At 44.3% G+C, this 12,144-nt stretch carries 9 protein-coding genes; all 9 read right to left on the bottom strand.

The genetic code is table 11. The annotated features are described in order from the left end of the window. Positions 1-192: 192 nt before the first annotated feature. The 9 genes from ACFQ0C_RS16135 to ACFQ0C_RS16095 all read right to left on the bottom strand — a co-directional run bounded on the left by ACFQ0C_RS16135 (position 193) and on the right by ACFQ0C_RS16095 (position 12,001). Entirely contained in the window at positions 193-2,868 is a 2,676-nt protein-coding gene (locus tag ACFQ0C_RS16135) for a glycosylhydrolase-like jelly roll fold domain-containing protein (RefSeq protein WP_379368099.1), read from the bottom strand. 109 nt (positions 2,869-2,977) lie between these two features. Further along, on the bottom strand, positions 2,978-4,546 hold the full coding sequence (locus ACFQ0C_RS16130; protein WP_379368098.1) for a type 2 periplasmic-binding domain-containing protein: 1,569 nt from the start codon (positions 4,544-4,546) through the stop codon (positions 2,978-2,980). A gap of 68 nt (positions 4,547-4,614) precedes the next feature. Continuing rightward, on the bottom strand, positions 4,615-5,484 hold the full coding sequence (locus ACFQ0C_RS16125; protein WP_379368097.1) for a carbohydrate ABC transporter permease: 870 nt from the start codon (positions 5,482-5,484) through the stop codon (positions 4,615-4,617). A 2-nt stretch (positions 5,485-5,486) separates the two neighbouring features. After that, positions 5,487-6,392 (bottom strand): ABC transporter permease, encoded by a 906-nt coding sequence (locus tag ACFQ0C_RS16120; protein ID WP_379368096.1) that lies wholly within the window; start codon positions 6,390-6,392, stop codon positions 5,487-5,489. A 153-nt stretch (positions 6,393-6,545) separates the two neighbouring features. Then, positions 6,546-8,126 (bottom strand): response regulator, encoded by a 1,581-nt coding sequence (locus ACFQ0C_RS16115; RefSeq protein WP_379368095.1) that lies wholly within the window; start codon positions 8,124-8,126, stop codon positions 6,546-6,548. Between the two features lie 38 nt (positions 8,127-8,164). Further along, positions 8,165-9,982, bottom strand: a complete 1,818-nt coding sequence (locus ACFQ0C_RS16110) for a sensor histidine kinase (protein ID WP_379368094.1) — start codon at positions 9,980-9,982, stop codon at positions 8,165-8,167. Between the two features lie 306 nt (positions 9,983-10,288). Then, a complete protein-coding gene (locus ACFQ0C_RS16105) occupies positions 10,289-10,894 on the bottom strand; it encodes a DUF1349 domain-containing protein (protein WP_379368093.1) in 606 nt (201 codons plus the stop codon). A 74-nt stretch (positions 10,895-10,968) separates the two neighbouring features. Beyond that, positions 10,969-11,430 carry a hypothetical protein gene (locus ACFQ0C_RS16100; RefSeq protein ID WP_379368092.1) on the bottom strand — a complete coding sequence of 154 codons (462 nt, stop codon included), beginning with the start codon at positions 11,428-11,430 and terminating at the stop codon, positions 10,969-10,971. Positions 11,431-11,698: 268 nt separating this feature from the next. Continuing rightward, complete coding sequence (locus tag ACFQ0C_RS16095) at positions 11,699-12,001, bottom strand: Rid family hydrolase (RefSeq protein ID WP_379368091.1); 303 nt, start codon at positions 11,999-12,001, stop codon at positions 11,699-11,701. Positions 12,002-12,144 lie beyond the last annotated feature (143 nt).

Raw genomic sequence — 12,144 nt, 5'->3', positions numbered from 1 at the left:
AACAATACTCTTTTCTTAAGCCATGACATGTCAGAGCAAATATCTGACGTAATGATTATCGTTGTTATAGAAGACGCGAATACATAAAAGCCTCACCCCGGTTAAACCGAGATGAGACTTTTCGTACATATCCAATCGTTTTCGGATCAAAACCGGACTGACCCTTTACTAGCTATGCCGTATGCCGAACTTTTAACCTGTGTATAAGTTCATTCCCTCAATGATACTTTTCACCTTGACGGGACCTAAGAGTCCGCTTGGTTCCTGCTGTGCAAAGGACGACAAGAAGTCACGCTGATCTTTCACCAACGTATTCGTAACTTCAACGGCAAGCTTGTTGCTGCCCTTCTTTATCAGACCATTGATCTCCAAACAGTAAGGAGGACAGATGCATACCCCTGCTTGTTTACCATTTAACCATACTTCTGCCGTTTCATAGACCTCACCCAAATCTAACTGAATTTGGCTCACAGACTCATTCCACTCAAATTCCGTTTCATAACGATAAGTTCCAGTATAACTTGTTAAATAGTCAGGACCACTCATATTAGTTAATGCCGTTAATTTTCCCCATTCCTTGAACTGAGGATAATCTTCAGCGTTCGCTGTGGAAACAGTCCAATCACCTTTGAGCTCTAGATCCGCTCCAATAGTTCGGTGTGGCAGTGCGGTATAATCCCCAAGGGCAGGTCCATGGAGCAGGACGATGGATTCATACGGATGCAGCACAAGCTGTACCGCCATTGCGCCGCACTCTCTATCTACATTTAAACTACTCAACCGATTAAGAAAAGCATCATACGCATATACATCTCCCTGAACAGGCAAAGCAATCTTCGTACAAATAGTTTGATTCGGGTGTTCGTTGAAGAACATAAAAACATCCAAACCATCATGAAGATAGTGATAGTTCCGAAGATACGGTTCGTATGTATCGACTCTCATATCGTAATGTCCGTCTGCAATAAGGTCTTGGGCCAGCTTGTCTAAGTCTGCAAGCTTCACGTTCCGGTGAGCGGCAAGCCAAGACAGCTCAGCAGAAACATCACTGCCTTCGCTCGATCGTAACGGCATCCCGTCAACAAAGCGAATGGCTAGTCCTTGTTCGGCAAACCGGGCCAAGCTCCGAATCATCGCCGTCGGAAGCGCTTCTGCATAGGGCACAATCAGGCACTCATAATCCTCTCGATTTACATGTAGCTTGCTATCCTTCACGCTCGCTGCTTCCAAAAGAACATCGATTGGAAGAACGTCGCAGTCGATCTGATGCTGCATCATTTCTTTAACGGGCTTATGAAAATACATCGATTCCCCTGACCATTCGGCTTCAGCATGATAAACGACGGCCGCGGTAGCCACATGTCTTCCGCCTGAAATCAGGTGACTAATCCGGTTCATATATCGATTTAAATGTTTATAATATCGGTACTGCGGGTTTTTCCCGCCCGCATACATATGCGGCGGACAATCCGCATCTGGAAAAGCTTTTTGAGTAAAGGCATGCGGGACAAAATAGTTTACCCCGCGAACGAGCATATGGTCTGTGAGCCACTTCATCAGCTTTAACCCCTCTGCCCAGCCATATGCTCCATACATTTCGCACATCGTCCGGCCTTGTTTTTTCGGATCAATATGACCTAACGACACACCAAGCTTAGCCAGGCCATAGTGGAAGAATTCACTATCCGTCTCCCCCGCTGGCCAGCGGAAACTTAATTCATCGAATCCAGGGACGATCTGCCACAGCACCACATCGAGGCCCGACATGTCTTGCCCCCATAGCGAACGGAAGAAGTGCCCGGCGCCGGATCCGAGCCTTGCATGAACGTTGTTGTCTTCGAGTACATGTCCAATGTATTCTACCCCATGGCCTCTACACCATGCCCCGATTTGGTTACAGAAGTTTTCTGCATAGAGCTTGCTGACGATATTCATATAAGTGTAGCGTACAATATTCGACTGTTCTCCTACATCCTGCCAGAGGAGATGCAGTAGCTTCCGATAGTCGGGCCCCAAGGCTTCCTCCAGCAGGGCTGGCATTTCCGAGCTCCAAGGAAGTGGCACTCCTTGCTTTCCAGGCCTCGAATTGAAATCAAAAGTTTTCTCATCATTGTAGAATCCGGGTTCATCTGAAAAGAAGCCAACAAATGTCTTTCCGAAATCCGCTTTGTAACGATCGAAAAAAGCCTCATATACCGTATCGAGCAGAATACGAACTGAATCCCGGTCTAGCGGGTTCAAATAATCTTCCTGCTCCTTACTGCCGCCACCCTTATTTTCTGAAATAATAAATACTCGCCAATACCCTTCAGGGATATCCCAGTAAAGGATACCATCTTGTACAAGTTCTGTTATGTCGACTGAGTCACAGGTTAATGTTCCATTAGATAGATTGCGGCGGACAGCAACAACTGAAATCAGTTTGTTTTTACCACTCGCGTTTTGTTGGTGCGAGGTAGTCGGTCGAAGGCCACACATCAGCAAGGTATCCAGCAGCAGAGATGTTCCTTGGGCAGGACCGATGGTATCGATATATCGTTCACCCACGAACATTCGATGAAGCCTTTCTGGAGCCTCCTTCACCTTACCTGCCGCATGACCCGTTGGAAAATGGTCGTCATCGAGCATCCATACTTTCATGCCTCGATTCCGGGCTTCCTCCATAATAATGTCCATGTCCTTCCACCATTTCGGTCCGAGAAAATCCGGATGTGGCCGAGCCTCTACGCAAAAGGCCCCGATTCCAGATTCATGAACACGGGATATCTCTTCCCGAATTACCTCCTCTTCCTCACCATGCTGCCAGAGAAAAGGAAGTATATAATTATGTTCTTGACCCTCAAGCACTTCTTTAAGACGATTACACATAATAACCCCCTGTTTCAACTTAGGTTCATTCATCCAATGCCCCAAACTTGAATTGAAATATCCGCCCGTCTTCGAATCGATGCCGGGCGGATATTTTTGTTCGGAAAAATTATTTCTTCACTTTCGCATACCATTCTCTAGCACGTTTCGTAACCTCTTCACCACCCGATTTGTTCCACTTGTCTACGAATTCATCGAATTTGCTGATCGGATATTGTCCGATGATAATCTTGGTAGCATATTCCACGTACAAAGTACGATTGTTAATGTCCGCGAAGCCTTCGTACACACTGGCTGGCATACCGTCGCCGGCAATGATCTTAGCATACTTTTGGGCTTCCTGCATATTTCGGTTAACTTGATTTATCGCCCACATTCTATCTTCCGAAGCTGTGCTCTTGTTTAGATCGATCATGAAATCCAGGGTGGATATTTTGGAATAAGGATCGAGAATCAGGTTCTCCTGCGTACTTTTATCATCCGGCAGTCTGGCTGCTTTGCCGTCCTTTACCGTATGGTGCATTCCTTCCACGCCAAGATACAGAGGGATCCAATTCTTTTTATCGTACATGTTGTTAAGCAGCTTCAGGGTAGCCATCAATTTCTTCTGATCCTTGGTATTCTTGACTACCCAGGCTGGTGGCTGAAACCTCTTCCAAGTATAGAAGCCCTTATAGCCCGAGACTTCCGGTATGGGGAGTATGGAAAAATCAGCCTTTACGCCAGTGTTCTTAGAAAGATTTTCCAAAGGCAAATAGCCAGTTTCCACCCAATGAAAATAGTTCCCTGCCTTATTCGATTCAATCTTGCCATCCCATTTGGCCTTGTCGTTAAGGAGCGTTTCCTTATCCAGCAATCCGTCCTTATACAGCTTGGCAATGTTCTCCAAGGCTGCTTTCATATTCGGGGTAATCGCGGAATAAGTCAGCTTGCCATCGTACAGGTCCCAATCCGGATAACCTTCGAACATGGCTACACCGTACATTGCGAACAGATGGTCCATCCAACGTGCCTCCTGACGGCCACCCGTCGGAAGCTCATCCTTCTGGCTATTGCCATTGGGATCCTTATCCCGGAATGCCTCCAGAACCTTTACATAATCCTCTTGCGTCTTCGGCATTGACAAGCCCAATTTATCGAGCCAATCCTTACGGATCATTCCGGCGTACCTCCCGTAATCCACCACTCCGGGGATATAAAAGATTTTCCCCTGACCAGTAGGATCGTTGGCTTTAACTACATCCCACATTTCCTTCGGAACGGCTTGCCATAGATTCGGTGCATACTTAGGCAACAGCTCAGTCAAGTCGGCAATCGCGCCGTTCTTAGCCAAACTATCTTCAATGCCCTGCTGGGGTAAGAACAAATCCGGCATTTCGTTAGCGGCGATCTTTAGGTTCAGTTGATTCAGGTAATTGGTGCCTCCGTTCCACTCCACATAGGGATGAATGACACCGACGCCAAGCTTTTCCTTATATAATTCATACAGCTTGCTGCCTTTGGTGATCGGTTTATAGCCGATGTTGGTGCCCCATACTTCAATATCGACAATTTCATCCGCATTGGAGGTCTGGTTTTGAGCAGCTTCGGATGAGTTCTTGTTACCGCTACAGCCGGTTATAGTAGTAATGGCAAGGACACCTGCTACTGATAATAATCCGATCTTTTTGAAATTCATGTGTTGTTCCCCCTCTTAATCGTAGTTATATGTTTAAGGCTGCTTGCCTTTAAAACTGAAAAGATGTCTTACCCTTTTACAGAGCCGATCATGGCTCCTTTAACGAAGTATTTCTGTAAGAAAGGATACACCAAAATGATTGGAATGATAGCAAAGATTACTGTCGCAGCTCTTAAGGTACGCTCATTATAGTTCAGATTAGCCTTTGAAGCAGCACCCGCCATAATAACGTTATCGTCGGTGATGAACTGTCGGATCTTAATCTGCAGCGGGAACAAGTCGGGATTTTGAAGGAAAAGGAGAGGATGCTGGAACTGATTCCATAACACCACCCCATAGAATAGAGCAAGTGTCGCCAGTACCGCTTTGGACAGCGGAAGCACGAATTGGAACAGCATTCGGAAATACCCGCAGCCTTCAAGAAAGGCTGCCTCCTCCAATTCCTTGGAGAACTGCTTGAAGAAGGTTCTCATGATAATTAGATTGAACGGATTCAGGATATGTGGTACTACCAGAACCAGCGGATTATTATAAAGTCCGATACCGCGAACCGTTAGAAAGTATGGCACGATAGGAGCCTTGAAGATCATCGCAATCACGACGCCGACCATAATCACAGCCCCCCAGCGGAACTCCGGCTTCGACAGCGGGTACGCCAGTAAGGCTGTCATTAGCAGAGCCAAAACCGTTCCAATTACCGTCGAGCCCAAGGTCAAGAAGAACGATTTCCACAAGTCGGGACGGTCGATAATATACCCCCAGGAGTCGAAGGTAAACTGCTTCGGCCATATGGTTACCAGATTCATATCCACGACACTTTTGGAGCTGAGTGAAGTGGAGATCACGGACAGGAGCGGTACGAGTGCTATGATAGACAACAGGATAAGGCAAACCGTAATTGCTGTAACGAATACTTTTTCCCCTCTCGATTCAAACATGTCTACCAGAGCCCCCCATCCGAAATTTTCTTCGACAGCCTATTGAATACGTACACTAGGATAAATCCAATAACTGACTGGAATAAACCGACCGCCGTAGCAAAGCTGTACTGTGCTTGCTGAATGCCTGTCCGGAATACGTACGTATCCAGGATATCTCCGACACTGTATGTCATCGGGGTGAGTAGGTTAAATACTTGATCAAAGCCCAAATCCAAGAAATTGCCAATTTCAAGCAGGAACAATACCAGTATGGTCGGTAAAAGAAGCGGAAACGTAATGTGGCGAATTTGCCTAAACTTGGATGCGCCGTCGATCATCGCCGATTCGTACAACTGAGGATCGATTGCGCTGATGGCCGCCATGTACACCACGGTTCCCCAACCGGCATCCCTCCATATGGACGCAATCACGTAAACGGGCCGAAAGTATGCGCTATCCTGCATAGCCAGCAGCGGCTCAAAACCGAACCACCCGATGACAATGTTGAACAATCCGCTTAATGAAAAGAAATCAAAGACAATACCGGCAACAATAACCCAAGACAAAAAGTGCGGAATGTACAAAGCGGTTTGAATTCCCTTCTTCAGCGCAGACTTTCGAATCTCGTTAATCATCAGCGCCAGCAAAACGGGCATCGGAAAGACCAGTACGAGTTTGAGAAATCCCAGCATTAGCGTGTTGCTGAACACCCGGAAGAAGTCAGGATGGTGAATCAGGGTCTTAAAATGCTTGAGACCTACCCAGGGACTATCGATAAACCCTTTGAAAACCGAGTAGTCCTTGAAGGCGATTACAGCACCGGCCAACGGTATGTATTTAAATACAATGAGAAAAACGATACCTGGAATCGCCATCACATACAGCGGCCAATACACCTTCATTCGATGAAATGCAACTGCTTTCAACTTATTCCCCCCAGTTTCTAGATGTTGAATTCGCTTACACAGATAACTATACAATTAAGGGAACCATCGCTCAATTGGGCATTTTTAAGTTTAAACAAGGTCTTTTTTAAGAATAAATGAAAAACCACTCCGATTTGGAGTGGCTAAGTACGTTTAAACGCTCGGCAGATTTTTGCGGTATTCCCTGGGTTTGCTACCTGTCAATTTCTCGAACAAACGCGCAAAATGCTGCGTATCCGAGTATCCTACCATCTGGCATATCTCGTATACCTTCAAATCTGTATTCTCCAGCAGCTCTTTGGCTTTGCCAATTCGGATCTGAGTCAAAAAATTCACATACGTATCCCCAGTCTTTTGTTTAAAATACTGGCTTAAATAATAGGGGTTAATGAAAAAACGAGCAGCTAGATCTGCAAGAGTGATCGGTTCATTGTAATGTGTAGACACGTATTCCTTAACCTCAGTGATAATGTCCTTCTTCTTGGGAATTTTATGAGCTAGCTTGAATGCAATAATTCTTCTGATGACTTGAACCATCCACTCCTCCAGAGACACTAGCGTCCGAAACCGTGAAATGCCCTCTAGTGACAAAATATGACGGCCCAAGAAATCGTTTTGCTGAAGCTGCTGAAAGGACATCTTTCGAACACTTGATAAAAGGATGTTCAAACAATGCAACTGGAGATCTGCCGGGCCTATACTTGGTTCGGCTTCCATCCCTCGAAAGATTTCGCGAATAATGCCTACACATTCCATCTCGTCCATATTGTCGAGACCTGCCTCCAGTTTAGCTATCATGTCTTCAGGAACTGCATGACTCCGTCCAGTCAGATTCCTGATCTCGGGAAACGGGATTACGGTGTCCCCCCCTTTGACCACTTTATAACTTAACGCATAACGGGCTTCCTCAAAAGATTGGCTGATACCTCCGGCCTGCTTCTGAATCGTACCGATGCCAACGTTCATGGACAGCTTCAATTCCCGGTATACTTTATCCTTCAGACGTTGGACCGAGCGAACCAGATCTGCATACCCGATGGAACCGCCATGGGTAACTACCACGGAAACTTGTGCACCCGAATAACGAAACCGATACACTCCACGGTACTGTCCCAAGGCTTGGTCTATTTGGTAAAATACCGGCTGAAGTCCAAATTCCTTCAAAGCATCGACGTTGCCGTCGAATTCAAGCAGGATACACGCGAAGCAGGCCCCCTCTGTTGGAATTCGCGCAATTCGAAGCAGTTCTTCCATAAGTGCATTATCGCTGCCGACATCAAGGATATCCCGTAAGGCGCTCTCCTGTATACGGCTGTGAACCTCCTGCTTCAATTCGTCTACTTCCTGCAGCTTTGCATTGTCCGCACGGATAGCCTCTATGACCTGATAAACGCAGTCGCGTAGTTCCTCTTCCTCAACCGGTTTATTGATATAGAACTGCACTCCCAGCTGCATGCCTCTTCGAGCATATTCGAAGTCGGCATATCCACTTAACAGGATGAATTTGGTCTGACAGCCCTTGTCTTTCAGCATTCTGATCATGTCAAGGCCGTCAGATTGTGGCATCCGAATATCCGTAATGACAATGTCCGGCTGCAATTTTTGAATTAATTTGAACCCTTCCAAACCATTATAGGCTGCGCCGACTACCTCGCATTCCGGGATATAGCGGCTTATCATTATTTTGAGACCATCCACAATACCTTTCTCATCATCCACCAAGATCAACCTCATCCCAAAGCACCTCTCCTTCTCTCTTACCTAAAATCCACCTAAAGCTTAGGGATTAAAATTTCGACCGTCGTTCCACGATCAACTCCAGGACGAATCGTCAGATAATACCGATCACCATAGTGGAGCTTGATGCGTTCGGCGATATTTTTGAGGCCTAACCCGTTACTCTCCGGTACATCGGTTTCTTCGAGTTTGTATTTGTCCGATTCAGCATCCTCCAGTAATGCAAGCAGTTCCTCTTGTTTCTCCGTTGGAATACCGACCCCATCGTCCGTTATCCGGATTAGGATTTCCCCTTCTTCCGTCCAGGCGCCTTCAAACTCGATATGCATGGGTCTGCTGTAATCCTCAAATCCATGGTTGATACTGTTCTCCACAATAGGCTGAAATATAAGGGGGATGATGCTGCAACGCAGCATCTCGTCGGGGATTCTAATATCCAGTCTGAACATATTATCAAACCGAATGTTTTGAAGCTCCAAGTAATTGGTCGTATAATCCAATTCATGTTTCACCGAATGATGCCTGCCTTCTTTACCTAAAGCTAGCCGAAACATGCGAGCCAGAATTTTAATCATGCCGGCTGTTTCCTCGTCATCTTTTACCAACGCCTTCATGCGGATCGATTCCAAGGTATTGTACAGCATATGGGGGTTGATCTGATTCTGAAGCGCGATGAATTTGGCTTGCCGCTGCTTTATCTCCGCGATATACACGTCTTCAATTAAGGATCGGATCGTTATAATCATTTTGTTGTAACTGTGCACCAGGCTTCCGATCTCGTCGCCGGCCTGCTCTTTCTCTATAGGTAAGTATTGGCCTGCTTCTGCCTGCTTCATGCTTCTGCGGAGCGCCTTAATAGGCCTTGTGATCGTATAGCTCAAACCAAGCGAGATGAGGGTAATGATCAGACAACTTATCAGGATAACGATGACAGTCATTCCTTTGATCTGATTGATTTTCTGCAGCAGCTTCGAACGCGGAATCTCGGTTTTGATAAATAAATTCCCTCGCGAGGTGCTTCCCGATAATATAATCAGGTCTTGGCTGCCGTCATCCTTGATGTACTTTGCTCCGGATTCAAGCACCTGCTGCCAAGATAACCGGCCGCTGGCCGCATCGGAATGGTAAACAATTTCTCTTTGACGATTGCTTATGATGACATTTATGCCATATTTATCACGAGCCAAAACGAAGTCATGATCGAGCTGCAGCAGCGTAAACGGATCCAGATCGATGAGAAGTATGCCCGCATAGGCCCCGTCATAACTAAACAGCACCCTTCCTACCGTCACTACGGCTCCAGCTCCTTTATCCTCGTAATAGGAACGGTCATGTAGCCCGGTAATAAAAAACGTATCCTCCGAATTGCGGAGCTGCTTGTACCACTCCTGGGATAACAGTGTGTTCTCATTTACTCTGCTTGTTGTAGTCGTATATTGATATACGCTGTTATCACGACCGATCAGCATTACGGTACCGATCTCCGATTTGAGTAATGCGACCCGCATCAGTAGGCGCTGGATGGCAACTCTTTGTAGAATCAACTCGTCCATAGGCAAACTTCTCTCTTCTCCGATCCTGTAGATCAATTCGTTGTCAACCAGTACCGACTTCGTGACCTTGTCATATTCTTTGATAAACTCGTTTAAAGTAGTTCTGATTTGAGACGTATACAGAGAGGCGAATTCTTGTGAGGAATCCTCGAGCCCCACTGCTGATTGATGGAAGATGACGGCGCTTACACCGAGCAGTGGAATGACACAAGCCAGAAGGTAACCTGCCAATAATTTGTTTTGGAACCTCATGTTTCTTATCATTAAAACAGCCCTTCGTATCCAACTTTTATGCTTCATACCTAGCCCTTCCTTTGTCAAACGTCCTCTAACTATTGTACATGCCATGGTGCATCGACGCTACCGAAGTATCTTAGGTGGAAGATATGAGCTTCAATTGTTCTGAGTTTTGTATTCGGTTACACGAAAATATACTCTAAGAACTATAATTAATCAAAGGGACGTTTTTAAGTTTATACAAGGGCATTTTTAAGATTCTTTGATGGCAAAACTCACACAATTTGAAGAATTAAAAAAAACAGCCCCAATTCGACTGTTTTTCACTATTGTTTATTCAACTTGCAATCAACTTTTATTTTGTGCAGATTATACACCATACCGAATATTGTTTACCGTTTTATTAGTCAATGAAAAGTTTTGAAAGATTCGGTCTCCGCCTGTGCCTATCGGTGATTGCGCTACAAGCCCTACCTTGATTGTCTTATCGACTGGCAAGCTAAAGAATCTCATCATATCAAACTTGACCCCATCTAACGAATAATGGAAAGAAAAATGGTTAGCTACTCTTGCTACTTGTAACCATACCGTATTTCCATTAATATTACATCCATTTGCGTCATCCGAAGTATGATTCGTGACAACACTTACTACAGCATGCGTATCAAAGTCTGTCTTTTCAAAGCATGCTTTAGCCCATATTTGCAAATCTTGCATAACCATAATCGTTGCCGCATCATACATGTCCTTGAATTCATGAGAAACCTGAACACGCATAACAAAATCTCCAGTAACCTCCTTATAAAAAAATGGAGCATTATTTAGATTTTCCGGAGAAATTCCTGTTTCGGAAACAGCACCATTATTACAGAAGAAATCGCTTGCTGCAGTTGCTTTAATAATTAATTTGCCTTCTTCATATTTGGCCTTGCTTTCATTAATCCACTTGAAGTTATCAAATAATGATTTTTCCATTTGAATGGCTCCTTTGATTATTTTTCCACCATCGTTACTTCAGCAATAAAACCGAAACATCCCATTAAGCTTTATTACGGCATCTTCATGGATCTCCATGGTGATCCAGAAATATACTCGGTAATAAACCAACCCTCATCTTTCTTTTTAATAAAAACTTCATCATAATAGATTTGCTCATTTCCATATCCATCTAGAGCTATAACAGCAACTGTTGCACTTCTTTTGTTAAACCCTTTCCAATTTATGCTTTTTATAGAGTGTCCTTTTATGTCTCCATACCAATGTCTATCATTATCTAGCAACCCCTGTGCCAAGTTCGCTTTACCCTCATTTGATAGGTTAGGATTTTGTGTGTATTTACTGAAATCTGTGTATTTGTACATTTTTGAATAGTCTTTATCTATAAAATTACTGTAGAAACTATTTATGACCGGAACGACAAATTTACTATCGATACTTTTAGTCCAAAAAATTAAAACAATAGAGGATACTATTAGTAAAACCAAAAATGAGCTGAGTAATTTTTTTCTCATATTTTCCAACCTCATTGTTGAATAAAATACCACTAAATTAGAGGCTCAAAACCGAAATCAGCGCTTGACGAAGTCATTCGATTTTGACCATGTCCAGCCTAGCCCTAGACAAAACTTAAGAACGATAGTGATAGCGCACACGACTTTATTCCAATTTATTCGATTCGAAACTATTGCCTTCAGCCAAAAACCTGCATCTATACAGTCTTTGGCAGGTATATCCGAATTCTTATTGAATTCATGCAAATGTGCATTTATTTTTTCATTCTCAGCTGAACCGGAGCGTTTCCCATGAAAATGGATGTACTTTTGTAGGTTTGTTCTCTCTACAGCAATTCTGATAGGAAAATAACTGTGTTTTTGCAGGATCTCCAACTTTATGAAGTGCTTCTTCTATGGTTTTCAAAATGTTTTTCGTTTGTTCGTAGGTACTCCCTACTCCAATAACTTCACCATCATTCATAGCAGTTGTACCAGCTACTTCAACACGATTTCCTACACGAATGGCTCTGCAATATCCAACAACCGGCTCCCATGGAGAACCTGTAAAAACTCTTGTTCTTTCGGTCAACTCAGAATCTCCTCTCCATAATGGATAAACTAATATTACCATATCCATGTGTAAATTTATTGCAATTCTGCCTGTTACTCAATAAACAAAAGAAGAACTTTACAGTTGCAGACTCTCAACTACCACTTAGTTTAACTAGCTCC

It is taken from the genome of Paenibacillus sp. GCM10027630, assembly GCF_042676305.1.
GTDB lineage: Bacteria > Bacillota > Bacilli > Paenibacillales > NBRC-103111 > Paenibacillus_S.
The sequence above is the reverse complement of the archived record's forward strand: the minus strand, read 5'-3'. Positions and strand labels throughout refer to the sequence as shown.

Bases quoted from the DNA above. Each gene is read 5' to 3' on its own strand.
- ACFQ0C_RS16135 (WP_379368099.1), bottom strand. From the start codon at position 2,868: ATGTGTAATCGTCTTAAAGAAGTGCTTGAGGGTCAAGAACATAATTAT.
- ACFQ0C_RS16130 (WP_379368098.1), bottom strand. From the start codon at position 4,546: ATGAATTTCAAAAAGATCGGATTATTATCAGTAGCAGGTGTCCTTGCC.
- ACFQ0C_RS16125 (WP_379368097.1), bottom strand. From the start codon at position 5,484: ATGTTTGAATCGAGAGGGGAAAAAGTATTCGTTACAGCAATTACGGTT.
- ACFQ0C_RS16115 (WP_379368095.1), bottom strand. From the start codon at position 8,126: ATGAGGTTGATCTTGGTGGATGATGAGAAAGGTATTGTGGATGGTCTC.
- ACFQ0C_RS16110 (WP_379368094.1), bottom strand. From the start codon at position 9,982: ATGAAGCATAAAAGTTGGATACGAAGGGCTGTTTTAATGATAAGAAAC.
- ACFQ0C_RS16105 (WP_379368093.1), bottom strand. From the start codon at position 10,894: ATGGAAAAATCATTATTTGATAACTTCAAGTGGATTAATGAAAGCAAG.
- ACFQ0C_RS16100 (WP_379368092.1), bottom strand. From the start codon at position 11,430: ATGAGAAAAAAATTACTCAGCTCATTTTTGGTTTTACTAATAGTATCC.